A 24984-nucleotide genomic window follows, 5' to 3' on the forward strand; every position below is an offset into this window, starting at 1 on the left:
GCGCCAAGACCTAGTCGATTTCGCGCAAGGTGAAAAGCGCGTCTTCGAGAGCAGCGAAAGGCAGGGTGACGTCTCTCGCTATTCGCCCACCGCCACGCCCTCGCGCCGCGGGTCGGCGCTGCCCTTCAGGCCGTCCGCGGTGATCTCGATCGCGTGCAGGCCGGAGCTCATGTCGCCGGTCTTAACCTCATAGCCGAGGTCCTGAAGCGGCTCGGCCAGCTTTTCCGCATCCGTTCCGGCCTCGATCTCGAAGGGGCCGAAGCGGTTGAGCAGGTGCGGCATGGCGACGATCTGGCTGACGTCCATGCCCCAGTCGATATAGGCGATGAGCGCCTGGGTGACATAGCCGATGATCTGGCTGCCGCCGGGAGAGCCGATCGCAAGCAGCGGCCTGCCGTCCTTCATCACGATCGTCGGCGCCATCGACGAGCGCGGCCGCTTGCCCGGCTCGACCCGGTTTGCGACCGGCACGCCGTTATCGTGGGTGGTGAAGGAGAAGTCGGTCAGCTCGTTGTTGAGCAGGAAGCCGCCCGTCATCAGGCGCGAGCCGAAACCGTTCTCGATCGTCGTCGTCATCGACACGACGTTGCCGTCGCGGTCGACGATGACGAAGTGGCTGGTGGAGGGCAGTTCCAGCGCCGTGTCGCGGCCGAACAGGAGCGCATGGTCCCATTCCGGCTCGCCCGCCTTCACCGCATCGCCGGCCAGCGCCCTGTCGCCGTCGAGGAGGGCCGCGCGCTTGCCGAGATAGTCCTTCTGAAGCAGGCCCTTGATCGGGGCCGGCACGAAATCGGTATCGGCGAGGTAGCGGCCGCGATCGGCAAAGGCGAGCCGCTGCGCATCGCCGATGATGCGCCAGCTCTGCGGATTGTCGCGGCCGAGGCCCTTGATGTCGAAGTTCTCGATCATGCCGAGCGTCTGGCCGACGGCGACGGCGCCGGAGGAGGGCGGCCCCATGCCGCAGACGTTGAAGGCGCGATAGGCGATGCAGACCGGTTCGCGCGTGCGTACGCGGTAGGCGGCAAGGTCGTTCAGCACCAGCACGCCGGGATTGCCCGGCGCCATCCGCACGGTATCGACGATCGCCTCGGCGATTGGGCCGGAATAGAAGGCGTTCGCGCCGCCGTCCGCGATCGCGCGCAGCGTGGCGGCATAGGCCGGGTTCTTCAGGATGGTGCCGGCCTTCAGCGGCGCTCCGGCGGCGTCGAAGAAATACTCCCGCGTGGCCTCGAACGTCTTCAGCCCGTCGCCCTCTTCGGCGATCAGGGCTGCGAGCCGCGGGGAGACCGCGAAGCCGGCCTCCGCAAGGGCCGCCGCCGGCTCGAACAGGCGCCTCCAGTCCATCCGGCCATAGCGGTTGTGGGCCTCCTGCAGCAGCCGCACCGTGCCGGGCGTGCCCACGGAGCGCCCGCCGACGACCGCGTCCATGAACTCCATCGGCTGGCCGTCCTTGTCGAGGAAGAGCTTCGGCGTCGCCCGTTGCGGCGCGGTCTCGCGGCCGTCGAGCGTCACGAGCCGCTTGCGGCCGGCGTCGTAGTAGACCAGGAACGCGCCGCCGCCGAGGCCGGAGGATTGCGGCTCGACGAGGCCGAGCACCGTCTGCACGGCGACCGCCGCGTCGATGGCGCTGCCGCCCTGCTTTAGGATCTCCGCGCCGGTGGCGGCTGCGATCGGATTGGCGGCGGCGACCATGTAGGATTTCGCCGTGACGAGCCTGGCCGCCGTCGCCTGGGTCGGGGCCTGCGTCGCAGCCTCCGGCGCGGTCGCATCCGAGGCCTGCTGCGATGTGGCGGGAGCGGCGACAAGCGCGAGTGCGGCGACGGCGTAGGCGAAAAGCTTCCTCGGCATGGAATCCCCCTCGAAATGGCCGCAATACTATGGCTCCGTGCGACCCGCGTGGCAATCGACAGCACCCGGGACAGGGGCATCAGGTTGCGTGCGGCGAAGCGGCGGAAGACAGGCTTCCTTTACGCTCCGGGCCCATTGCGCTGTGGATATCGGCCAAAGGGTTTCTCCGGTTAACCCCAATCTGCCATTGACCGGACCCAAAGTTCCTGCGCGTCTTGAAGTAGGGCACCGGGACACTCTATGTAGGGACTATGAAGAACTGTTGATTCCCGGCGCTTCGCAAAGGTTTCGGGCACATTGAAAAGGGTTGATATGAGAAATCCCGTTGATACCGCGCTGGGCCTCGTGCCCATGGTTGTCGAGCAGACCAACCGCGGCGAGCGCTCCTACGACATCTTTTCCCGCCTGCTGAAGGAACGCATCATCTTCCTCACCGGGCCGGTGGAAGACAGCATGGCGACCCTCGTCTGCGCGCAGCTCCTCTTCCTCGAGGCCGAAAACCCGAAGAAGGAGATCGCGCTCTACATCAATTCCCCGGGCGGCGTCGTCACGTCCGGCATGGCGATCTACGACACCATGCAGTTCATCAAGCCGGCCGTATCGACGCTCTGCATCGGCCAGGCCGCCTCGATGGGCTCGCTGCTGCTCGCCGCCGGCCACAAGGACATGCGCTTCGCCACGCCGAACTCACGCATCATGGTGCACCAGCCCTCCGGCGGCTTCCAGGGTCAGGCCTCCGACATCGAGCGCCACGCCAGGGACATCATCAAGATGAAGCGCCGCCTCAACGAGGTCTACGTCAAGCACTGCGGCCGCACCTATGAGGAGGTCGAGCAGACGCTGGATCGCGACCATTTCATGAGCGCGGACGAAGCGCTCGACTGGGGTCTCGTCGACAAGGTCATCACCACGCGCGAGGCCGCCGAGGGCGCGCAGGCCGACTGATTGCGGGGGATTGGGCGTGGGGCGGATCTGCAATGACGCATTTGTAATGGTCCAAGGGCTTTATCCGCGCGCCAAAGACGTTAATAATGGCCGTCACGCCGTGGTCACATATCGTGATGCGGCGGACGGTAGGGTGGGGGTTTCGTTGCCACCGGTCGATCGTCTCGACCGGTCAGTACCCCGAAGGGCCCGGATGGGCCGGCGCAAGAGCCGGACCGCGGGGCGGGTTGAGTGGTCCGCGCAGACTTTTCGTTTGTGCGAAGTGCCGGAAGGAAAGTGATATGAGCAAGGTCAGCGGCAGCAACGGCGGCGACTCGAAGAACACTCTCTATTGTTCATTCTGCGGCAAGAGCCAGCACGAAGTCCGCAAGCTGATTGCCGGACCGACGGTGTTCATCTGCGATGAATGCGTCGAACTGTGCATGGACATCATCCGCGAGGAGAACAAGACCTCGATGGTGAAGTCCCGTGACGGCGTCCCCACGCCCCAGGACATCATCAAGGTCCTCGATGAATATGTGATCGGCCAGCAGCAGGCCAAGCGCATCCTCTCCGTCGCGGTGCACAACCACTACAAGCGCCTGGCGCATGCCGCCAAGGGCTCCGACGTCGAACTGGCGAAGTCCAACATCATGCTGGTCGGCCCGACCGGCTGCGGCAAGACCTATCTCGCCCAGACGCTCGCCCGCATCATCGACGTTCCCTTCACCATGGCCGATGCCACGACGCTGACCGAAGCCGGCTATGTCGGCGAGGACGTCGAGAACATCATCCTCAAGCTCCTGCAGGCCGCCGACTACAACGTCGAGCGCGCCCAGCGCGGCATCGTCTATATCGACGAGGTCGACAAGATCTCGCGCAAGTCCGACAACCCGTCGATCACCCGCGACGTGTCGGGTGAGGGCGTGCAGCAGGCGCTCTTGAAGATCATGGAAGGCACGGTCGCCTCGGTTCCCCCGCAGGGCGGCCGCAAGCACCCGCAGCAGGAATTCCTGCAGGTGGACACGACCAACATCCTGTTCATCTGCGGCGGCGCGTTTGCCGGCCTCGACAAGATCATCTCCGCCCGCGGCGAGAAGACCTCGATCGGCTTCGGCGCCATGGTCCGCGCCCCGGAAGACCGCCGTGTCGGCGAGGTCCTGCGCGAGTTGGAGCCGGAGGATCTCGTCAAGTTCGGCCTGATCCCGGAGTTCATCGGCCGTCTGCCGGTTCTGGCGACGCTCGAGGATCTCGACGAGGACGCGCTGATCCAGATCCTGTCGGAGCCGAAGAACGCGCTCGTCAAGCAGTACCAGCGCCTGTTCGAGATGGAAGACGTGGAACTGACCTTCCACGAGGACGCGCTGCGCGAGATCGCCCGCCGCGCCATCATCCGCAAGACCGGCGCGCGCGGCCTGCGCTCGATCATGGAGAAGATCCTGCTCGACACCATGTTCGAGCTGCCGACGCTGGAAGGCGTGCGCGAGGTCGTCATCTCCGACGAGGTGGTCAAGGGTTCCGCCCGCCCGCTCTACATCTACTCCGACCGTTCCGAGGAAAAGGCGAACGTTTCGGCCTGATCGGGATTTCGCTTACCGGGGATCCGCCAGAGGCGGGTCCTCTCGTCGCAGGTCCGGGTCTGCCGGCGCCGGGTTCGGCAGGCGGGCAGACGGCCCGGCAGCAGGGAGGATGCGGCAATATCGCATGGCATGGCTGCGCCTGCCGCTCGACTGGCGCGATCTTTCTCGGCACAGGAATGCAGGCAGCCCGTGGGCGGTGTCCCGGACGGTGGTTACGGGCTCCGGGAATCGACCGGGATTTCAGGACGTTACTGACGAATGCCCGGCGCGCGGGGTGCGCGACAGGCAAGCTTCGCGACAGGGGCGGGGCCTAGGGTGGCTTCCCTTGCATGAGGCGCCCGGCGTCACCGGGCGACAGTGGCCCCGGGGTGCGCGGGGTTGAAAAGTGGTCGATTGAAATCCACTTGAGGGTGGAAGAAAGTTAGCCGGCTCGGCGCAACAGGGCGCTCCGGCATCAGCTCCCGGCAACGGGAAGTTGGAAAGGACATGACATGACGAAGAAAACGTCTGGCGCGCAAGAGAACCTGGCCTTCCCGGTTCTGCCGCTGCGCGACATAGTGGTGTTCCCGCACATGATCGTGCCGCTGTTCGTCGGCCGCGAGAAGTCCATTCGCGCGCTCGAGGAAGTGATGGGCACGGACAAGCAGATCATGCTTGCCACCCAGATCAATGCCGGCGACGACGATCCGGAACCCGATGCGATCTACAAGGTCGGCACGGTCGCAAACGTGCTGCAACTGCTGAAGCTGCCCGACGGCACCGTCAAGGTGCTGGTCGAAGGCCGCGCCCGCGCGGAGATCGAGGAATATACCGGCCGCGAGGATTTCTACGAGGCGATGGCGCACGTGCTGCCGGAGCCCGAAGAGGACCCGGTCGAGATCGAGGCCCTGTCGCGCTCCGTGGTCTCCGAGTTCGAGAACTACGTCAAGCTGAACAAGAAGATCTCCCCGGAAGTCGTCGGTGCCGCAAGCCAGATCGAGGACTACTCGAAGCTGGCCGATACCGTCGCCTCGCACCTCTCCATCAAGATCGTCGAGAAGCAGGAGATGCTCGAGACGACCAGCGTCAAGCTGCGCCTTGAAAAGGCGCTCGGCTTCATGGAAGGCGAGATCTCGGTCCTGCAGGTCGAAAAGCGCATCCGCTCGCGCGTCAAGCGCCAGATGGAGAAGACCCAGCGCGAGTACTACCTGAACGAACAGATGAAGGCGATCCAGAAGGAGCTCGGCGACGGCGAGGACGGCCGCGACGAGATGGCCGAACTGGAAGAGAAGATCGCCAAGGCCAAGCTCTCCAAGGAGGCCCGCGAGAAGGCGGATGCCGAGCTGAAGAAGCTGCGCCAGATGAGCCCGATGTCGGCCGAAGCCACCGTCGTGCGCAACTATCTCGACTGGCTGACCGGTATTCCCTGGAACAAGAAGTCGAAGATCAAGACCGACCTCAACAACGCCGAGAAGATCCTCGACGAGGACCATTTCGGCCTGGACAAGGTCAAGGAGCGCATCGTCGAGTATCTCGCCGTGCAGGCCCGGTCCACCAAGATCAAGGGCCCGATCCTGTGCCTCGTCGGTCCTCCCGGCGTCGGCAAGACCTCGCTTGCGAAGTCGATCGCCAAGGCGACGGGCCGTGAATATGTCCGCATGGCGCTCGGCGGCGTGCGCGACGAGGCCGAGATCCGCGGTCACCGCCGCACCTATATCGGCTCGATGCCCGGCAAGGTCATCCAGTCGATGAAGAAGGCGAAGAAGTCCAACCCGCTCTTCCTGCTCGACGAGATCGACAAGATGGGCATGGATTTCCGCGGCGATCCGTCCTCGGCCCTGCTCGAGGTGCTCGATCCGGAACAGAACTCGACCTTCATGGACCATTACCTCGAGGTCGAATACGACCTGTCGAACGTGATGTTCGTGACGACGGCGAACACGTTGAACATCCCGGCGCCCCTGATGGACCGCATGGAGGTGATCCGCATCGCCGGCTACACCGAGGACGAGAAGCGGGAGATCGCCAAGCGTCACCTGCTGCCGAAGGCGATCCGCGATCATGCGCTGCAGGAGAAGGAATTCTCCGTGACCGACGGCGCGCTGATGGCGGTGATCCAGCAGTACACCCGCGAGGCCGGTGTCCGTAACTTCGAGCGCGAACTGATGAAACTCGCCCGCAAGGCGGTCACCGAGATCATCAAGGGCAAGACGACCAAGGTCGAGGTGACGGCTGACAACATCCACGACTTCCTGGGCGTTCCGCGCTTCCGCCACGGCGAAGCTGAACGCGACGACCAGGTCGGCGTGGTCACGGGTCTGGCCTGGACCGAGGTCGGCGGCGAACTGCTGACGATCGAAGGCGTGAGCCTGCCGGGTGGCAAGGGCCGCATGACGGTCACGGGCAACCTGAAGGACGTCATGAAGGAATCGATTTCGGCGGCGGCCTCCTATGTCCGCTCGCGCGCCATCGATTTCGGCATCGAGCCGCCGCGCTTCGACAAGACCGACATCCACGTGCACGTGCCGGAAGGTGCGACGCCGAAGGACGGTCCGTCGGCCGGTATCGCCATGGCGACCGCCATCGTCTCCATCATGACCGGCATCCCGGTCTCGAAGGATGTGGCGATGACGGGCGAGGTGACGCTGCGCGGCCGCGTGCTGCCGATCGGTGGCCTGAAGGAAAAGCTGCTCGCGGCCCTTCGCGGCGGCATCAAGAAGGTGCTGATCCCGGAAGAGAACGCCAAGGACCTGGCCGACATTCCGGACAACGTGAAGAACAGCATGGAGATCATCCCGGTCTCGCGCATGGGCGAGGTGATCCGGCATGCGCTCGTCCGCACGCCCGAGCCGATCGAATGGGATGCGGCGGCCGCCGAAACGAAGCCGGTCGCGGTCGAATCGACCGACGAAGCGGGCTCCGCGGTGGCCCATTGACGGTCGACAGCTAGGAAGAAATTCTCCCCATCGAGGGGAGTTTCGGGAGGCCGGCAGCAATGCCGGCCTCTTTTCTGTCGAAAAAGCCTGTGAAAAGCCCGGAATATCAGCATTTACGGACGAAATCCGGTTGCGGCGGAAAGGTCGATGCGTATTCTGCCCTCGACTTGTACATGAGTCGTTTCGAACCGTATTGAAAGGGGTGGAAACATGAACAAGAACGAACTCGTCTCCGCAGTCGCTGAGAAGTCCGGCCTGTCGAAGACGGATGCCGCATCGGCTGTCGATGCTGTATTCGAGACGATCCAGGGCGAACTGAAGAGCGGTGGCGACGTCCGCCTCGTCGGTTTCGGCAATTTCTCCGTCTCGCGCCGTGAAGCATCGAAGGGCCGCAACCTTTCGACCGGCGCAGAGATCGACATTCCGGCCCGCAACGTGCCGAAGTTCTCGGCCGGCAAGGGCCTGAAGGACGCCGTCAACGGCTGATCCCTAGGCAATCATTTCGGCTTCGCGCCGACGGAAGGGCCCGGTTTTCCGGGCCCTTTTTCGTTGCCGTGGACTGTCGTCAATCTGTCATCTGATCGTCATCGCCTTGTAACGGGCGGGGACCACAAACCCCGGCATTCCTTGACGCACACTCCGGAGGATCAGATGAAATCCCGTTCCATCATTGCCGGCCTCGCAGCCGTGCTGGCCGCCTCGGTCGCGACCGCGGCACAGGCCGAGCCCGTCTTCAATCGCATTGCTTCCTTTGCCGTCGCCGACAACCTGCCGGACGGCACCGATCCGAAGACTGCGACCTCCTCCGAGATCATCGCGGCGACCGAGGACGGCAACACGCTCGTCTATTCCGACAGCCCGCTGAAGGCGATCGGCTTCATCGACATCACCGATGCGAAGGCGCCGAAGGCGGCCGGCACCGTCGCCTTCGAAGGCGAGCCGACCTCGGTCGGCGTCGCCGGCGGCAAGGCGCTCGTCGCCGTCAACACCAGCGAGAGCTACGTCAAGCCGTCGGGCTTCCTGGCGGTCGTCGACATCGCCACGAAGACGATCGAGACGACCTGCGACCTCGGCGGTCAGCCGGATTCGATCGCGCTCAACAAGGACAGGACGATCGCCGCCATTGCGATCGAGAACGAGCGCGATGAGGACGTGAACGACGGCGCGATCCCGCAGATGCCGGCGGGCGACCTGGTGCTCGTCTCGCTCAAGGACGGCGCGCCGGACTGCGCGAGCGTCAAGCACGTCGCGCTGACGGGGCTTGCCGATATCGCCGGCGACGATCCCGAACCGGAATTCGTCTCCTTCAACGGCAACGACGAGATTGCGCTGACGCTGCAGGAGAACAACCACATCGTCATACTCGACGGCAAGACCGGCACGGTGAAGTCGCACTTCCCCGCCGGCGCCGTCGACCTGGACAAGATCGACACCAAGCGGGACGGCAAGATTGCCTTTACCGGCAAGAAGGAAGGCCAGAAGCGGGAGCCCGACGCCGTGAAGTGGCTGGGCGACGACCGGCTGGTCGTGGCCAACGAGGGCGACTGGGAAGGCGGCAGCCGCGGCTTCACCATCTTCGACACGACCGGCAAGGTCGTCTACGAAAGCGGCCCGTCGTTCGAATACGCGATCGCTTCGATCGGCCACTACCCCGACAAGCGCAATTCCAAGGGCGTCGAGCCGGAAGGCCTCGAGGCTGCGACTTTCGGTGAAGACAACCTCTTCTTCGTGCTCGCCGAGCGCGCATCGATCGTCGGCGTCTACAAGGACACCGGCGCCGAGCCGGAACTGCTGCAGCTCCTCCCGTCGGGCATCGGCCCGGAGGGCGCCGTCGCGATCCCCGGTCGCAACCTGCTGGTGACCGCAAACGAGACCGATCTCGGCGAGGACAACCTGGCGCGCTCGCACGTCATGATCTACGAGCGGGCCGAAGGCACGGCCGCCTATCCGCAGATCAAGTCCGCCGACAAGGACGGCCTGCCGGTCGGCTTCGGCGCGCTCTCCGGCCTCGCCGCGGCGAAGGACGAGCCCGGCAAGCTCTTTGCCGTCAGCGACTCGGTCTATTCGTCGGATCCGGCGATCTTCACGATCGACGCCACCCAGAAGCCGGCCCTGATCACCGAGAAGCTCGGCATCACCCGCGACGGCGCTCCGGCGCAGAAGCTCGACATCGAAGGCATCGCCAATGACGGGGAGGGCGGTTTCTGGCTCGCTTCCGAGGGCAACTCCGACAAGCTCTATTCCCATGCGATCCTGCAGGTGAACAAGAAGGGCGAGATCAAGAAGGAGATCGCGATCCCGGCTGAGCTGCGCGCCCACGAGATCCGCTTCGGCTTCGAGGGCATCACCACGGTCGGCGAGGGCGACGACACGGTGCTGTGGATGGCCGTCCAGCGCGAATGGAAGGACGACGAGAAGGGCTTCGTCAAGCTCGTCTCCTACAAGCCTTCGACCGAGGAATGGGGTGCCGTCCGCTATCCGCTGGAAAAGGCTGATGCCGGCTGGGTCGGCCTGTCGGAGATCACCGTCAACGGCGACTATGCCTACATCATCGAGCGCGACAATCTTCTCGGCAAGGACGCGAAGCTGAAGAAGCTCTATCGCGTGGCGCTGGCCGACCTGAAGCCTGGCAAGCTCGGCGAGACGCTGCCGACGGTGAAGAAGGAAGAGGTCCGCGACCTCATCCCCGACCTGAAGGCGCTGAACGGCTACGTCGTCGACAAGGTCGAAGGCTTCACCATCGACGCCGCCGGCAACGGCTATGTCGTGACCGACAACGATGGCGTCGACGACTCCTCCGGCGAGACCCTGTTCTTCAGCATCGGCCCCGTCAACGCCATGTGATCGGCCGGACGTGAAATGAAAGAGGCCGGGGGCACCGCTCCCGGCCTTTTCCGTTTGGGAGAGAGCCTTCGGACAGGCCCCCAACATTTCCGTCATGCCGGCCCGCGAGCCGGCATCCAGTCGCGCGAGTCCTTGCACGATGAAGCATTTCCCGCGCCACAAACGCGGCGCTGCCGGCCCCCGGATCAGATCCGGGGTGGCGTAAGGAGGGGGATTTTCGTGAAACGCTCCGGCTGGCGACAGCCGCGGTCTGGCGGGATCAGCCCGCCTGGCGGCCCGGGATCTCTTCGGCCTCGTCCCGCGCCCGCTGGAGCTCCTGCGTCTGCGCGCTGAGGCAGTCGAGAATCTCGGCGAGCTGTGCCTTCTGTTCCTCGTCCAGCACCTCGAAGATCGCCTTGACGATCTTGTGCTTGGGCTCCATGGCCGCATTCATGACGGCAAGGCCGGTCTCCGTGATCGATACGATCTTGGCGCGGCGGTCCTTCGGATCCGGCTCGCGCACGACCAGCTTGTCGCGCTCCAGCCCGTCGATCGCTTCGGTGACCGTGCGCGGCGCGAAGCCGAGGGCTGCGGCGATGTCGGTCGAGCGCTGCGGGCCTTCGCAGGACAAGAGGAAGAGGAACTTGCTGCGTGCAAGCGACACGCCTTCGTCCATCATGCATTCATTCACCAGGCGGCTCACCTGATGATAGATCTTGAACATGCCCTGGGCGATTTCGAGCGTATCGGTCATGAGGTCCAATATAGTTATATTGAGGTACCATGTCAAAAGATTTGACGGTTCTTTTTGGGAACCGGCTTCATTTATTGAACAATCATTTCGCTTTCTTCAACGGCCTGTCGAAATTCATTGGTGAATAAGCGCCGAGACGGCCTGAAAGAGCATTGACCGGGGTGCCCGTGCGCGGAAAGGTCGGCCATGCCTTTCCGCTTCCTGCATACCGCCGATCTGCATCTGGATTCGCCGATCGCGTCGCTTGCCCTGCGCAACGGCGACCTGGCGGATCTCGTGCGCGGCGCCTCGCGCCGGGTCTTCGAGCGCATCGTCGATCTGGCGATCACCGAGGAGGTCGATGCGCTGCTGGTCGCCGGCGATCTCTACGACGGCGCCCAGACGTCGATGGCGACGGCGCTGTTTCTTTCGGCCCAGATGCGAAAACTGGAGGCCGCCGGCATCCGCGTCTTCATCATCCGCGGCAATCATGACGCCCAGTCGCAGATCACGCGCGAACTGACCTTCCCGCCGAACGTCCATGTCTTCGACGGCCGCGGCCGCCCCGTCAGGGCAGGGGCGCTCGGCAACGGCCGCGAGGTGCATGTGCACGGCATCAGCTTCGGCCAGCCGCACGCACCGGCGAGCCTGCTGCCGGGCTACAAGCCGCCGGTTGCCGATGCCGTCAACATCGGCATGCTGCACACGAGCCTCGCCGGTTCCAGCCGGCACGACAACTACGCTCCCGTCAGCCTCGCCGATCTCCTTGCCCATGGCTTCGACTACTGGGCGCTCGGCCACATCCACCAGCGCGCGGTGCACAGCCGGAACCCGCCGGTCGTGATGCCCGGCATTCCGCAGGGGCGCGACATCAACGAGGCCGGGTCGAAATCCGTCACGCTCGTGACCGTCGGCGACGACGGCACGTTCGGTCTGGAGGAACATTTCCTGGCGGTGGCGGCATTCCAGCGTCTGTCGGTCGATCTCGCAGGCATCGAGGATTGGGCCGCCATGCTGGGCGCCGTCCGGGCCGCGCTGGAGCAGGCGAGGCAGGAACTGCCAGCCGACCAGATCGTCTGCCGCGTCACGCTGTCCGGCGCGACCGCGCTTGCCTGGCGGCTGCAGCGCGACCGCGACCTGCTGGCCGCCGAACTGCAGGCCGTGGCCGAAGGCGTGGGCGCCTGCTGGATCGAGGCGGTGGAACTCGACGTTCGCCCGGCGGCGCAGGCGGGTGGGCAGGACGATCTCGGCGCGCTCGCCGAGCTTGCCGCCATCATGGAACAGGACGTGCTGGCCTCGCACGCCTATCGCGCCGAACTGCGCGAGACGCTGTCGGCCTTGATGTCGCAATTGCCGCGCGAGGTGCGCGACCTGCTCGGGACCGACGAGGCGGAGGAGGAGGCGCTGCTTTCGGCGGCCGCCCTGCGCGGCGCATCCGAGGTCATCCCCAGGCTTGCCGCCGAGCGGGAAGGAGACCGCGCCTGATGCGTCTCAACCGCCTCGACCTCGCGCGCTACGGCAAGTTCACCGACCGGCGCCTCGATTTCGGCACTGCGCGCGCCGGCATGCCGGACTTCCATCTCGTCTACGGCCCCAACGAGGCCGGCAAGTCGACGCTGTTCTCGGCCTATCTCGACCTGCTCTTCGGCATCGAGCTGCACAGTACCTACAATTTTCTGCATCCCCATCCGACCATGCGGATCGGCGCGGACGTGACGATCGGCGCCGAGCGCCACGAAGTGATGCGGCTGAAGCGGCGACAGGGATCGCTCGTCGATCCCGACGACCGGGTCCTGCCGGATACGCTCTTTGCGTCCGTTCTCGGCGGAATGGACCGGCAGGCCTACCAGATGATGTTCTCGCTCGACGACGAAAGCATCGAGCGCGGCGGCGAGGGCATCCTGAAGAGCGAGGGGGAACTCGGCGCGCTGCTGTTTTCCGCCAGCTCCGGGCTTTCGGGGATCGCGACCGGACTGGAGAAGATGAAGGCCGAGGCGGATGCCTTCTTCCGCCCGCAGGCGCGCAAGCACGAACTGGCGACGCTCAAGTCCGAGATGGAGGCGCTGCGCGAGGAGCGCCGGACGCTCGACGTCGCCGCGCGCGACTATGCCGGCCTGACCCGCCAGCTGGAGGCTTCGACCGCCCGCTATGACGAGGCGCTGCGTGCCCGCTCCGCGACCGGGGCGGCGCTCGATGCGCTGGAGCGCAGGCTGGCGGCGATCCCGCTATTGGAGCGGCTTCGCGGCGTGCGCGCGCAGCTTGCGGATTTCGACCCCGGCGATGCGCCGCCGAAGGAATGGAACGGCCTCGTCGCAACGCTGATGCGCGAGGAGGCCGAGCTTGCCGCCCGCGGCGAGCGGATCGCCATGGAGGACCGCCAGCGGCAGGAGGCGCTGGACGCGCTCGTCGGCGATCCGGCGATCCGCGGCGTGGAGGCGGATATCGCCGCACTCGCCGGCTCGCCGCTGGAGGCGCGCTACCGCACCGCCGGCATGGATCTCGACGGCCGCATCGCCGAGCGCGATCGGCTGGAGGGGGAGATTGCCGGGAAGCTCGCACGCATCGCCTTGCCGGCCGGCACGGAGGCTGCCGATCTGCTGCTGCCGCCTGATCGCGCCGCGACGCTCGCCGGGCTGGTCGCTGCGCGCGCGGGGCTGGACGAGCGGCTGCTGGCGGCCCGGCGCGAGGAGGTCGAGACAGACGGCAGCCGGCAGGCCGCAGCGGCCGCGCTTGTTGCCCTCGAGGACGGCGGGCAGGAGGACGAAACCACCGGGGCCCGCGACCGCCTTGTAATGCTGGCCCGCACCCTGCGCTCCAACGGCCTTGCGAACAGGCTGCGCGATGGCGAGCGCGAGGTTTCGACCGCGCAGGCGACGCTGGCGGCAAGCCTCGACCGTCTCGACTGGGGCGACGACGTCGAGACCGTGCGGGCAGCAGACATTCCCGGTCGGGACACAATCGAAAGCCTCAAGGCCGCCGTTCGCCGCCATGCCGAGGCTGCGGAAAAGATGGAGGCGCAGGCGCGCGATCTCGTCCGCGAACTTGCCGGCCAGCGCGCCGGCCTGGAGCGCCTGCGCCGGAGCGAGACGCTGGTGGGCGACGACGAGGCCGGCGCCTTGCGCCGCGCCCGCGACGAGGCATGGCAGGCGCACCGGGCAGCGCTCGATGCCGGGACGGCCGAGCGCTTCGAGGACCTGCTTCGCAAGGGCGATCACGCCGCCGACCAGCGGCTGGCGCAGGCGGGGCAGCTTTCCGAATTGCGCCTGATCGAGCGCGCGCTCGCCGGCAACGAGGCGCGGCTGGAAACGCTCGAGGCCGACCTCGAACGCGCGGCCGGGGATCGGGCCGGGCTGGACGACCGGATCAGGACGCTGTCCGACGGGCTCGGGCCCGGAGGGCGCGCAGCCGCGACCGGCCGCAACGCCGGCGCCGGCCGGGCAAGGCCGTCCGCTACGGGTCTCGCCGCCGTCTCGCTGGGTGCAGCCGCCTCGGCGCCACGGAAAGAGGCGCTGCCGGAGCCGGATGGCGAGCCGGCTGCGGTCTGGCTTGCGGGCGCACTTGCGGAACTCGAGGGTATCGAGCGTGCCGTGGAGCAGTGGCACGATGCGATCGCCGCCGCCGACCATTTGGCCGGCCGTCGCGCCACCCTGTCGGTGACGAAGCAGGAGGCGGCGGAGGCCGCCGCCCGGCTGTCTTCGGCGCTCGGGCGGGCAGCACCGGCGGACGTTTCCGCGACCGTCCTCGAGGAATTGCTGCTCGGCGCCGACGATCGTATCGCCGCCCTCGGCGAGGCCATCGCCGGCGGGCGCAATGCGCGGACGGCCCTGGCCGCGGCGGAAATCAGGCACCTCGAGCGCGAGGCGGGCCGGGCGGAGGCCGAGGCGGCGATCGCGGCCTGGCAGGCGGAATGGGACGCAGCCTGCGAAGGCACCTGGCTTGCGGCCACCGGCATCGCCGCCGACACGGCGCGCGCCGGCGCGCTCCTGCCGGTGGTCCACGACATCGCCCGGCTTGTCGATGCGAAACGCGAACTCGACCGCCGGATCGAGGCCATGCGCCGCGACGAGACCGATTTCCGCCGCATCGCCGGCGATCTTGCCGAAAGGCTCGGTGAGGAGGCCGACGACCCGCTGGCGCTGTTGCGGCGCGCTGGCGAACGGCTGCAGCGCGCCCGCGATGTCGACGCCCGCGGCGAAAGCCTGCGCGCCGAACTGGAGCGGCTTCAGGCGGAGCGCGGCACGCTCGAAGACCGGCTGTCGGTGCACCGCCGGCAGGCGGGCGACATCTGCACAGCGCTCGGCTGCGACACGCTGGCGGACGCGGCGCGCGTGCTGGAGAGGCTGCGCGAACGCGAGGATCTGCGCCAGCGTGCCGACGAAATCGCCTTCGACCTCGCGCGCGCCATGCTGACCGCCACCGCCGACGAGGCCGAGGCGGCGCTTGCCGGATGCGACGAGGCGGAACTGTGCGTTGAGCGCGAGCGGTTGCGGGCCCTGCACGACGACCAGGATGGGGAACTGCGCGAGGCGCATGCGGCAAGGATCAAGGCCGCCGATGCGCTGGCGGCGATCGGCGCGGACGGAACGGTCGCGGCGATCGAGGAGCGGCGGCGGACGCTGATCGTCGATCTCGCCGAGCGGGCGAGGGGTTATCTAGCCACCCGCGCCGGCATCCAGGCGGCGGAGGCGGCGCTGCGGCTCTACCGCGAACGCCATCGCAGCGCCATGATGCGCCACGCCTCGGACGCCTTCCGCACGATCAGCGGCGGCGAATATGCGGGGCTTGCCACGGTGGTGGAGAAGGACCAGGAAATCCTCGTCGCGGCCGCGGCCGCCGGCGGATCGAAGCTCGCGCGCGAGCTTTCCAAGGGAACGCGCTTCCAGCTCTACCTGGCACTGCGCGTCGCCGGCTATCACGAGGTCGCGGCGAACCGCGAGATCCTGCCCTTCGTCGCCGACGACATCATGGAGACCTTCGACGACGGCCGCGCCTTCAACGCCTTCCGGCTGATGGCGGAGATGGCGACGGTCGGGCAGGTCGTCTATCTGACGCACCACCAGCACCTGTGCGACATCGCAAGGCGGGCCTGCCCCGGGGTGACCGTGCACGAGCTGTAGGCCCCCGCTCAGAGCAGGAGATGTTGCACGACCAGCATGAAGGCGAGCGTGGCGGCGACGACGGCCCCGCCCACCACGGCAAGGGCGACGACGGCGCAGACGAGGCCGGCGACGACCCAGACCCCGTCGCGCTCCAAGATGCCGAAGGCGGCCAGGGAAATCGCCAGCGCCGGCAGGATGTTGCCGAGCGGCATCGGCAGGAACAGCACGACGGCGAGGACGAAGCAGACCGCGCCGACCGCATACTCCGCCGGCGGCGCGGCCAGGAAGGCAAGCCGCGGGCGCAGCAGGCGCTCGGCGCGCACGAGTAGCGGCATCAGGCGGCCGACGATGGTTGCGAAGTCCTTCGTCGTCATCGACCGAGCGGCGATGATCTTCGGCAGCCACGGCTTCAGTCCGAGCGTCATCTGGGCGGTGAGCACCACCAGGGGAGCGCCCAGGATCGCGGACGTGCCCGGCGGCGTCGGCAGGATGTTCGGCAGCGCGAAGATCAGCATCAGCGCGCCGAACGCACGGTCGCCCATGGCGGCAAGAATGTCGCCGACGCTGATGCGCTCGCGCGCCGTGTCGTCGGCAAGCTCGGCGAGGATGGTGGAGAACCGCCGGCGTGCGGACGCATCGTCGAATGCCGAGCTGCCGGGGCGGTCCTCGTCTTGGCGCTCGTCGATCATGCGGACCTGCCTTCGGGGAATCGTTGGCCGTGACGGGACGCTACGTGGCCAAAATGACCCGCGTGTAACAGTGCTGGCGGAAGCTTGCGTCGTCGTACCTTCTTGCATTTCCGGGCCAACAGGAGGATTCTGGCCGGGGTCGGAGCTGTCCGGCAGGGCAGGGGGCTGCGGCCAGCACGCATCGGACTGCGGCACCGGCAGGAATGCCGGTCCCGCATGCAATCTCGGTCGTCGGGGTTGACTTGACGCAACGCCGATGGTTCTTGGCACGGTGCTTCGGCCCGGTGCCGGAGCTTCAACGGGCGAGGGCCATGACGGTTGGACATTCGAGCGGCGTGACGGAACGGCAGCGGGGTTTCCTCGGGGCGTTCCTGCTCATGCTCGCCCTCGTCGTCGGCCAGTTCGTCACCCTCGAACGCAAGGTTTCCGTCCGCTCCGCCGCCGATCCGGCGGTGTCGCGCACGGCGGCCGACAAGGCTTCCGGCAACGCCGGGTCGCGCCCGCTGTCCGCCGGCGGCGGATCGGGCAGCAGCGACAGCTGGCATGTGACGGCAAGCGCCACCGAGCGGCGCGCCGCCAAGGCAAAGGCGTCCGGCGGCGGCGATCCGTGGCCGGAATTCGGCCTGCCGCTCTCCAGCCGGCCGTCGCCTTCGGCAAAGTTTGCCGACGTCGCAGGCCGCCTGCTGCCGGACGAGGCGGTCCACGCGGCCGCGCCCCGGCATCATTTTGACGGGCGGGCGCCCCCGCAAGGCGTCCTCTGACGGCCCCCCGGGGCCGCCTCCGGCGCCATGGCGCGCCGCATTTCCGACGATACCCGAGCCTTGCGGCCCCCGGCCCGACGCTCCCTCGCACCTGAAGCGGATTTTTCCATGCGCACATCCAAATGGGCCCTCGCGGCCTATCTCGTCATCATCATCTTCGGCGTCCTCACGGCCGTCCCGAACATCCTGACGCCCTCGCAGCTCGAGCGCTTCGGCAGCTTCCTGCCGGCCAAGCCCGTGACGCTCGGCCTCGACCTCAAGGGCGGCTCGCACCTCGTGCTGGAGGTGGATTCGGCCGCCCTGACCAAGGCGCGCATGGACGTCCTGCTCAACGACGTCCGCGGCATCCTGCGCACCGCCGGCGAACGCGCCTCGGCCGCTCGGCTGAACGGCACCACCATCGTGGTGACGCCGACCTCGCCGGAAGCGCGCGACAAGATCCTGCCGGAGATCCGCAATCTCGCAGCCCCCGCCGGCACGCTCGGCTTCGGCGCGACCGCCGCCGACATCGACGTCCAGCAGCAGGGCGACACCGTCGCCGTGACGCTGACCGAGGCCGGCGTCGCCGACCGCATGACCGCGGCCGTCGACCAGAGCCTCGAGATCATCCGCCGCCGCGTCGACCAGGTCGGCGTCGCCGAACCGCTGATCCAGCGCGTGGGCGGCGACCGCATCCTCGTACAGTTGCCCGGCCTGCAGGACCCGACCCGGCTCCGCCAGCTTCTCGGCTCGACCGCGCAGATGAGCTTCCACATGCTGGACGCCTCCGCCGATCCGAACAGCGTGCCGCCGCGCGGCGTGTCGATCCTGCCCGGCGCCAATGACGGCCAGAAATACGCGGTCGAGGATCGCGTGGCGATCTCGGGTGACCGCCTCGCCGACGCCAAGGCCGGTTTCGACCAGCGCACCAACGAGCCGATCGTCTCGTTCACCTTCGACACCACCGGCGCGCGCCAGTTCGGCGAGATCACCAAAGCCAATGTCGGCCGGCCCTTCGCCATCGTCCTCGACGGCAAGGTGCTGACCGCGCCCGTCATCCGCGAGCCCATCCTCGGCGGTCAGGGCCAGATCAGCGGCAACTTCACCCCGCAGGAGGCGACGGTTCTCTCCGCGCTGCTGCGCTCGGGTGCCCTGCCGGCGCCGCTGACCATCATCGAGGAGCGCACAGTCGGCCCGAACCTCGGCAGCGACTCGATCCGCATGGGCCTCTACACCGGTCTCGCCGGTCTCGCCTTCGTCATCGCCCTGATGGTCGGCCTCTACAGCGCCTGGGGCATCATCGCCGTCGTCGGCCTGGTCCTGCACACCGTCATGACCATCGGCGTCCTCGGCCTGCTCGGATCGACGCTCACCTTGCCCGGCATCGCCGGCATCATCCTCGGCATCGGCATGGCGGTGGATGCGAACATCCTCATCAACGCCCGTATCCGCGAGGAGACCGCTTCCGGCTCAGGCGCGATGAAGGCGCTCGACGTCGGCTTCAATAAGGCCTATGCGACGATCGTCGACGGCAACATGACGACGATGGTCGGTATGCTGCTGCTGTTCATGTTCGGCAGCGGCCCTGTGCGCGGCTTCGCGATCACCATGATCATCGGTCTTGCGATCTCGATGTTCACCTCGATCACCGTCGTCCGCCTGCTGATGCGCGAGGCGGTCGTCCGCCGCAAGATGAAGAAGATCGAGATCCATTCGATCATCGGTGCGGTGCGCAGCATCCCGAGCTTCTCCTTCATGCGCGGTCGCTTCATCGCGATCGGCGTGTCGGCCTTCCTGTCGATCAGCTCGATCATCCTGTTCTTTACCCCCGGCCTGAACTACGGCATCGACTTCGTCGGCGGCATCCAGGTCGAGGCGACCTCGAAGACGCCGATCGATCTCGGCACGCTGCGCGAGGAACTGGAGGGGCTGAACCTTGGCGAAGTGGCGCTGCAGGAATTCGGCCACGGGGCCTCGGTGCTGATCCGCGTCCAGCGGCAGCCCGGCAGCGAGGAAGCGCAGACCGCGGCCCTGAACCAGATCCGCCAGGGCGTCGTCGACGTCATCCCGGACGCCAGCTTCGAGCGCACCGAAGTCGTCGGCCCGACAGTGAGCACCGAGCTCGCTCGCTCCGGCTTCATCGCCGTCGGTCTCGGCATGCTGGCGATCCTGATCTACATCTGGTGGCGGTTCGAATGGCACTTCGCCGTCGGCGCGATCGCGACGCTGATCCTGGACATCACGAAGATGATCGGCTTCTTCGCGCTGATGCAGATCGACTTCAACCTGACGGCGATCGCCGCCGTGCTGACGCTGATCGGCTACTCGGTCAACGACAAGGTCGTCGTCTACGACCGCATGCGCGAGAACCTGCGCAAGTACAAGTCGATGCCGTTCTCCGACCTGATCGACCTGTCGATCAACCAGGTGATCATGCGATGCATCTTCACCTCGGTCGCCGTCGCCGTTTCGCTGCTGCCGATGGCGATCTGGGGCGGCGACACGGTCAAGCCGTTCGCCTGGCCGATGATCTTCGGCGTCGTCGTCGCCACGTCCTCGTCGATCTATATCGGCGGCCCTATCCTGCTGTTCCTGTCACGCTGGTGGAAGGACCGCGAGGGAGCCCGCGCTCCGACCGCGGCCGGTCCCGAGGGACAGGCCATCGGGCAGAAATAAGAAAGGGGCGCTTCGGCGCCCCTTCGCATTTTCGGCTCTGCCGCGTGCCCGGCCTCAATCGAAGCGGCGGGGCGAGAAGACGGCCGGATCGATACCCTCCCCGGCGAAGGCGTCCGGAAGCGGCAGGCCGGCGATCAGGCCGGCGGCGAGCTGGCCGATCGCGGGCGAGGTCAGGATGCCGAAGCCGCCCTGGCCGGCGAGCCAGAAGAAGGCGGCATTGTCTCTGGCCGGGCCGATGACGGGCAGGCGATCGGCTGCGAAGCTGCGCAGCCCGGCCCAGCTGCTGGCGATACGGCCGACCGTCAGGGTCGTCGCCTCCTCGAGATAGTGGGCGGCATAGGCGACGTCGAGTTCCTCCGGCTGCACGTCGGCGGGCTCGCAGGGCGTTTCGTCCGCCGGCGAGACCAGCAGGCGGCCGGCATCCGGCTTGAAATAATAGGTGTCGTCGATCTCGTTGATCTCCGGCAGCGCGCCCGCGTCGATCCCGGCCGGCAGCTCGACGGTAATTGCAGTGCGACGGTGCGGAACGATGCCGGCAGGCGTGACGCCGCAAAGGGCGGCAACGGTGTCCGCCCAGCCGCCCGCCGCATTGACGACGAGATCGGCCGTGATCGCGCCCGCCGAGGTCTCGAGGCTCCATCGCCGGCCGTCGTGGCGCGCATTCAGAAGCTCGGCGCCGGAGAGCAGCACCGCTCCCGCCCGCCGGGCCGAACGGGCATAGCCCTGCAGCAGCTGGTCCACGTCGATGTCCCAGTAGTCGGGATCGAAATAGGCGGCGCCGAGATAGGCGGGGTCGAGGAAGGGCACGCGCCGGACGGCCTCCTCGATGGTCAGGGGCACGACAGCGACGCCGGCGTCCTCCGCAGCCAGCCGGGCGCGCTCCACGGCGTCCTCCTTGCCGGTCGTGCCGATCCAGAGGCTGCCGCGGGGCGTCAGCAGCGGAACGGTGGCGAACCCCTCCGGCGGCTCCGCCATGAAGGCATGGCTGACGCGGGCAAACGCGTTCACCGGCGGGGCGTTGTCGCGCAGCGTGAACTCGGCCGCCGAGCGCCCGGTGCTGTGATAGCCGTTAGCCGCCTCCCGCTCGAGCACGGCGACCGAACGATGCGGCGCCAGGAAAGAGGCCAGCGACAGGCCGGCGATCCCGCCGCCGATGATGGCTACGTCATGGTGCTGCATGTTCCTGATCCCCTTGGAGTGAGGTCGCCGGACGTCCGGCCAGCTGTGTCGGGCCTGATCTACGCGAGCTTTTACCCCCGTTCAAATTTATAGGGATGAAGGCGGTTATCGATTTCGTTTATGAAGACGGGTGCCGGAAGGGCGGCACGCTTACGACATGCGCCAGGAAGGCGCGTTCGGCCGGGTTGAGGGCCGCGCCCGGATTGGTGATGCGGAAGGTCTCCGTCTGCGGCAGGTCGTTGTAGGGCGGCAATTGCCAGAGTTCGCCGGCCGACAGCGCCGGCCGGGCAAGATGCACCGGCAGCATGCCGATGCCGGCATTGGCGATGACGAGCCGAAGCACCTCCTCGACGTTGAAGGCGATCGCCCGGACCTGCTGGCCGAACGAGCCCACCGCGCGCACGGCGGTGACCGGCCCCATGTGCGGCCCGCCGAGGACGTCGGAGATGAAGCTGACATAGGGTTCGCCGCGCAGGGCCTCGAGCCCGACGCCGTCGGTGCCGAACAACCGGTGGTCACGGCCGCAGTAGAGCGCGTAGGTCTCGATGCAGAACGGCGCGCAGGCGAGGCCTGCGGGGATGATGCCGTCGGAGATGCCGAGCGTGGCGATGCCGCGTTCTACCGACCGGATCACGTCGGAGGTGGTTTCCACCTTCACGCCCGCGGTGACCCGCGGATGCAGCCGGAAGAAGGCGGCGAGCGCCCGGTCCCAGTCCGGGTTCAGCGCATGGCTGACGGTGTGGATGGTGATGTGGCCTGTGACGTCGTGACCGGTCGGCTCCATCGCCTCGGGCAGGCGCACGACGGCGGTGAAGATGTCGCGGCAGAGCGCGTGCAGCCGCTCGCCCGCTTCGGTCAGTTCGAAGCGTCCCGGCCGGCGGTCGATCAGCTTGTGGCCGACGGTCTGCTCCAGCCGCTTCAAGGCCATGCTGACGGCCGGCTGCTGCAGCAGGAGCCGGTTGGCCGCCCGCGTGATGCTGCCTTCCTCGACCACCACGATGAAGGTGCGAAGCAGGTTCCAGTCGAGATTGTGGGCAAAGCGTTCGAGACGATTGGTCGGCATGGAGACAGAGGCCCGGTTTGGTGGCGGGCGCCGGGCGGCCATCCTCCCGTGCGTCAGGAGGATGGCGGCCCAAAGCGGCCTCTACTTCATCGTATAGACGTCGATGCTGAAGTATTTTTCGTTGATCTTCTGGTAGGTGCCGTCGGCGCGGATATCCTTCAGCGCCTGGTTGATCCGCTCGCGGAGCGCGGTGTCTTCCTGGCGCACGGCAATGCCGACGCCTTCGCCGACGAACTTCTTGTCGGTGATCGGCTCGCCGATCAGTTCGCAGCAGGCCTTGCCGTCGTCGTTCTTCGTCACCCAGTCGAGCAGCGGGATCATGTCGCCCACCTGCAGATCCAGGCGGCCGTTCGCCATGTCCAGGTTGACCTCGTCCTGGGTCGGATAGAGCTTGATGTCGGCATCGGGATAGACGGCGGCGACGTAGTCGGCCTGCGTGGTGCCGGACTGGGCGCCGATGGTCTTGCCCGCCATTCCCTCGTTGGTGAAGTCGGTGATGCCCGCGCCTTTCGGTGCGGCATGGGTCATGGCGGCGAGATAGTAGGGGTCGGTGAAGGACACCTGCTTCTTGCGCTCGTCGGTGATGAACATCGAGGCGATGATCATGTCGTATTTCTTCGCCTGCAGGCCCGGAATGATGCCGTCCCAGTCCTGCGCGACGACCTCGCATTCGACCTTCATCTTCTCGCAGAGCGCAAGGCCGATATCGACGTCGAAGCCGCCGAGCTTGCCGGAGGGTTCCTGGTAGTTGAAGGGCGGATAGGCGCCCTCCGTGCCGATCGTCAGTGTCTCGGCGGATGCGGTCGTGGCGAGAAGGCTGGCAGCGGCAAGCGCCAGCGCGGCAATGCTCATGTTCATGATCGTTCCCCTTTTCCCAGTGCTTTTTTGAACGGGTGAGGCGAGCCTAGCGCTGCACGAAGTATAAACGAAATAGATAGGCATGATAGCGGATATCATTCACGTTTATGCGCCTTGTGCAAGGCCGGACCCGCATTCCGCCCCTGCGGACCTTGCGGGAAACGGGATCGTTCGCCTACCAGCGATGGTGGACGTGCGGCGCCACGAGCCGGTCGTAGATGTCGGCGGTCGCGGCCATCACCTCGGCGGAGAGCGGCGCCAGATCGGCGGCCCTCGCATTGGCCTCGGCCTGCGCCGCATTGCGTGCGCCGGGGATGACGACGCTGACCGCATCGTTCATCAGGATCCATTTAAGCGCAAAGGCGGCCATGCCCGCACCCGCCGGCACCAGCCTGCGAACCTCCTCGACCGCCTGCAGCCCCACCTCGAAGGGAACGCCGGCGAAAGTCTCGCCGACGTCGAAGGCCTCGCCGTGGCGGTTGAAGGCGCGGTGATCGTCGGCGGCGAACGCGGTTTCGCGGGTGATCTTGCCGGACAGCAGGCCGCTTGCGAGCGGCACGCGGGCGATCACCGCGACGTTCCGGCGCGCAGCCTCCTTGAGGAACAGGTGCGCCGGGCGCTGCCGGAAGATGTTGAAGATGATCTGGATGCTGACGACGCCCGGATATTCGATCGCCTTCAGCCCTTCCTCGACCGTCGAGACGCTGACGCCGTAATCGGCGATCTTGCCGGACGCCTTGATCTCCTCCAGCCCCTCGAACACCTCCGGCCGGTAGAACACCTCGGTCGGCGGGCAATGAAGCTGGACGAGATCCAGCCGGTCCACCTGCAGGTTCTTGCGGCTGCGGTCGATGAAACCTTCGAGATTGGCTTTGGTGTATCCGTCGGCAGTATGCGGCGACAGCCGGCGGCCCGCCTTGGTCGCCACCATCGGCCGCGTGCCGCCGCGCGCCTTCAGGACGTCGGCGATGATCTTCTCCGAGCGGCCGTCGCCATAGACGTCGGCGGTGTCGATGAAGGTCATGCCGGCGTCGAGCGCGGCGTTGAGGGCGGAGCGCCCGTCGGCCTCGCTGACGTCGCCCCAGGCGCCGCCGATCTGCCAGGCGCCGAAGCCAATATCCGTGGTGGTGAAGGCGGTGCGTCCGAACTGCCGGTGTCTCATCTCTCGTCTCCCATCTTTCGATGCGCCGGTGTAGCGCCGTCGCATCCGGCCGACAAGCCCGGGAGTCAGGCCAAGTCGGAAGCCCTCGGTCAGAGCCTGTCGATGCCGATCAGGTAGGCGTCGCCTCCGGGGCGGTCGATGGCGGCTTCGCGCCGGCCTTCCATGAGAAGCACATCCAGGGGCGCCAGCCTGAACAACGTGCCCGCGGCCACGATCTCCAGATCCGCGAAGGCAAGCACGAGGGTCCAGTCATGCGCGGTGTCCAGCTTCGACCCCGATCCGGGCCGAATGCGCCTGAGCGTGTGGCGGAACAGCCCGCGTCGCGTCATCACGTTCAGGTCAGTGATCGCGCCGCCGGTCAGTCGTGCCGATGTCGGCACGTCGGCCGGAAAGGCGAGGGGCGTGCATTCCGGCATCAGCAAATGCCACCCCGTTCCCTCGATTTCCAGTTCCATGCCTTGGCCGGAGAGGAGCGCGAGCGTCCGGTCGATGCCGGGAAAGAGCGAGAACGGCCCGTCACTCGCAACCGTTGCCATGCTGACCCGCCAGCCGAAGTCGGCAAGGTCGCTGTCTTCCGGGAATACGGCCACCTCCACCGTCTCCCCGCCACCGTTCTTCCACGGCATGCGGCGATGACGGGCGCTGGCGAGGATTTTCGGTTCCAGACGACGCATGCTCTGATCCTTGGTGTCCAG

The 24984-nt window shown here is 67.0% G+C and carries 17 protein-coding genes; 9 read left to right on the forward strand and 8 right to left on the reverse strand.

Going from position 1 to position 24984, the window contains the following annotated elements; translation table 11 throughout:
• Positions 1–78: 78 nt before the first annotated feature.
• Positions 79–1848, reverse strand: a complete 1770-nt coding sequence (gene ggt, locus OCK02_RS18725) for a gamma-glutamyltransferase (RefSeq protein WP_263814346.1) — start codon at positions 1846–1848, stop codon at positions 79–81.
• Between the two features lie 312 nt (positions 1849–2160).
• Between ggt and OCK02_RS18730 the strand changes: the two genes are divergently transcribed.
• From OCK02_RS18730 to OCK02_RS18750, 5 genes are all read left to right on the forward strand, one after another.
• Complete coding sequence (locus tag OCK02_RS18730; RefSeq protein ID WP_263814347.1) at positions 2161–2793, forward strand: ATP-dependent Clp protease proteolytic subunit; 633 nt, start codon at positions 2161–2163, stop codon at positions 2791–2793.
• Positions 2794–3074: 281 nt separating this feature from the next.
• Complete coding sequence (clpX, locus tag OCK02_RS18735; protein ID WP_112599613.1) at positions 3075–4352, forward strand: ATP-dependent Clp protease ATP-binding subunit ClpX; 1278 nt, start codon at positions 3075–3077, stop codon at positions 4350–4352.
• 491 nt (positions 4353–4843) lie between these two features.
• Positions 4844–7267, forward strand: coding sequence for an endopeptidase La (gene lon, locus OCK02_RS18740; RefSeq protein ID WP_230803750.1), 2424 nt, complete (start codon positions 4844–4846; stop codon positions 7265–7267).
• Between the two features lie 210 nt (positions 7268–7477).
• The gene (gene hupB, locus OCK02_RS18745) at positions 7478–7753 is read left to right on the forward strand and encodes a DNA-binding protein HupB (protein WP_097138904.1); all 276 of its coding nucleotides are present in this window, start codon (positions 7478–7480) and stop codon (positions 7751–7753) included.
• 165 nt (positions 7754–7918) lie between these two features.
• A complete protein-coding gene (locus tag OCK02_RS18750; protein WP_263814348.1) occupies positions 7919–10111 on the forward strand; it encodes an esterase-like activity of phytase family protein in 2193 nt (730 codons plus the stop codon).
• A 259-nt stretch (positions 10112–10370) separates the two neighbouring features.
• Here OCK02_RS18750 and OCK02_RS18755 read toward each other — a convergent pair whose 3' ends face one another.
• Positions 10371–10844, reverse strand: a complete 474-nt coding sequence (locus tag OCK02_RS18755) for a MarR family winged helix-turn-helix transcriptional regulator (protein ID WP_263814349.1) — start codon at positions 10842–10844, stop codon at positions 10371–10373.
• Between the two features lie 186 nt (positions 10845–11030).
• Here OCK02_RS18755 and OCK02_RS18760 point away from each other — a divergent pair, with 186 nt between their 5' ends.
• On the forward strand, positions 11031–12308 hold the full coding sequence (locus OCK02_RS18760; protein ID WP_263814350.1) for a metallophosphoesterase family protein: 1278 nt from the start codon (positions 11031–11033) through the stop codon (positions 12306–12308).
• A complete protein-coding gene (locus OCK02_RS18765; RefSeq protein ID WP_263814351.1) occupies positions 12308–15940 on the forward strand; it encodes an ATP-binding protein in 3633 nt (1210 codons plus the stop codon). Before OCK02_RS18760 ends, OCK02_RS18765 begins: the two co-directional genes overlap by 1 nt.
• A gap of 8 nt (positions 15941–15948) precedes the next feature.
• On the opposite strand, the gene OCK02_RS18770 is transcribed toward OCK02_RS18765, so the two are convergent.
• Positions 15949–16611: an exopolysaccharide biosynthesis protein gene (locus tag OCK02_RS18770; protein WP_263814352.1), complete on the reverse strand. Its 663-nt coding sequence runs from the start codon at positions 16609–16611 to the stop codon at positions 15949–15951.
• Between the two features lie 311 nt (positions 16612–16922).
• Here OCK02_RS18770 and OCK02_RS18775 point away from each other — a divergent pair, with 311 nt between their 5' ends.
• Positions 16923–17372 carry a hypothetical protein gene (locus tag OCK02_RS18775; protein ID WP_263814353.1) on the forward strand — a complete coding sequence of 150 codons (450 nt, stop codon included), beginning with the start codon at positions 16923–16925 and terminating at the stop codon, positions 17370–17372.
• A gap of 108 nt (positions 17373–17480) precedes the next feature.
• A complete protein-coding gene (secD, locus tag OCK02_RS18780) occupies positions 17481–20027 on the forward strand; it encodes a protein translocase subunit SecD (protein ID WP_263814354.1) in 2547 nt (848 codons plus the stop codon).
• Between the two features lie 54 nt (positions 20028–20081).
• On the opposite strand, the gene OCK02_RS18785 is transcribed toward secD, so the two are convergent.
• The 5 genes from OCK02_RS18785 to OCK02_RS18805 all read right to left on the reverse strand — a co-directional run bounded on the left by OCK02_RS18785 (position 20082) and on the right by OCK02_RS18805 (position 24963).
• Positions 20082–21206, reverse strand: a complete 1125-nt coding sequence (locus OCK02_RS18785) for an NAD(P)/FAD-dependent oxidoreductase (protein WP_263814355.1) — start codon at positions 21204–21206, stop codon at positions 20082–20084.
• A 118-nt stretch (positions 21207–21324) separates the two neighbouring features.
• A complete protein-coding gene (locus OCK02_RS18790; protein ID WP_263814356.1) occupies positions 21325–22269 on the reverse strand; it encodes a LysR family transcriptional regulator in 945 nt (314 codons plus the stop codon).
• Between the two features lie 81 nt (positions 22270–22350).
• On the reverse strand, positions 22351–23127 hold the full coding sequence (locus tag OCK02_RS18795) for an ABC transporter substrate-binding protein (RefSeq protein WP_263814357.1): 777 nt from the start codon (positions 23125–23127) through the stop codon (positions 22351–22353).
• Between the two features lie 175 nt (positions 23128–23302).
• Positions 23303–24289, reverse strand: a complete 987-nt coding sequence (locus OCK02_RS18800; protein ID WP_263814358.1) for an aldo/keto reductase — start codon at positions 24287–24289, stop codon at positions 23303–23305.
• 89 nt (positions 24290–24378) lie between these two features.
• Complete coding sequence (locus OCK02_RS18805) at positions 24379–24963, reverse strand: HutD family protein (protein ID WP_263814359.1); 585 nt, start codon at positions 24961–24963, stop codon at positions 24379–24381.
• Between the last annotated feature and the right edge of the window lie 21 nt (positions 24964–24984).

The organism is Rhizobium sp. TRM96647 (assembly GCF_025780115.1).
Classification (GTDB): domain Bacteria; phylum Pseudomonadota; class Alphaproteobacteria; order Rhizobiales; family Rhizobiaceae; genus Mycoplana.

Coding starts and splice junctions, on each gene's coding strand:
- OCK02_RS18790 (WP_263814356.1), bottom strand. CDS start 22,269: ATGCCGACCAATCGTCTCGAACGCTTTGCCCACAATCTCGACTGGAAC.
- OCK02_RS18805 (WP_263814359.1), bottom strand. CDS start 24,963: ATGCGTCGTCTGGAACCGAAAATCCTCGCCAGCGCCCGTCATCGCCGC.
- lon (WP_230803750.1), top strand. CDS start 4,844: ATGACGAAGAAAACGTCTGGCGCGCAAGAGAACCTGGCCTTCCCGGTT.
- OCK02_RS18800 (WP_263814358.1), bottom strand. CDS start 24,289: ATGAGACACCGGCAGTTCGGACGCACCGCCTTCACCACCACGGATATT.
- OCK02_RS18775 (WP_263814353.1), top strand. CDS start 16,923: ATGACGGTTGGACATTCGAGCGGCGTGACGGAACGGCAGCGGGGTTTC.
- hupB (WP_097138904.1), top strand. CDS start 7,478: ATGAACAAGAACGAACTCGTCTCCGCAGTCGCTGAGAAGTCCGGCCTG.
- ggt (WP_263814346.1), bottom strand. CDS start 1,848: ATGCCGAGGAAGCTTTTCGCCTACGCCGTCGCCGCACTCGCGCTTGTC.
- OCK02_RS18755 (WP_263814349.1), bottom strand. CDS start 10,844: ATGACCGATACGCTCGAAATCGCCCAGGGCATGTTCAAGATCTATCAT.
- OCK02_RS18770 (WP_263814352.1), bottom strand. CDS start 16,611: ATGATCGACGAGCGCCAAGACGAGGACCGCCCCGGCAGCTCGGCATTC.
- OCK02_RS18750 (WP_263814348.1), top strand. CDS start 7,919: ATGAAATCCCGTTCCATCATTGCCGGCCTCGCAGCCGTGCTGGCCGCC.
- clpX (WP_112599613.1), top strand. CDS start 3,075: ATGAGCAAGGTCAGCGGCAGCAACGGCGGCGACTCGAAGAACACTCTC.
- secD (WP_263814354.1), top strand. CDS start 17,481: ATGCGCACATCCAAATGGGCCCTCGCGGCCTATCTCGTCATCATCATC.
- OCK02_RS18730 (WP_263814347.1), top strand. CDS start 2,161: ATGAGAAATCCCGTTGATACCGCGCTGGGCCTCGTGCCCATGGTTGTC.
- OCK02_RS18785 (WP_263814355.1), bottom strand. CDS start 21,206: ATGCAGCACCATGACGTAGCCATCATCGGCGGCGGGATCGCCGGCCTG.
- OCK02_RS18760 (WP_263814350.1), top strand. CDS start 11,031: ATGCCTTTCCGCTTCCTGCATACCGCCGATCTGCATCTGGATTCGCCG.
- OCK02_RS18795 (WP_263814357.1), bottom strand. CDS start 23,127: ATGAACATGAGCATTGCCGCGCTGGCGCTTGCCGCTGCCAGCCTTCTC.
- OCK02_RS18765 (WP_263814351.1), top strand. CDS start 12,308: ATGCGTCTCAACCGCCTCGACCTCGCGCGCTACGGCAAGTTCACCGAC.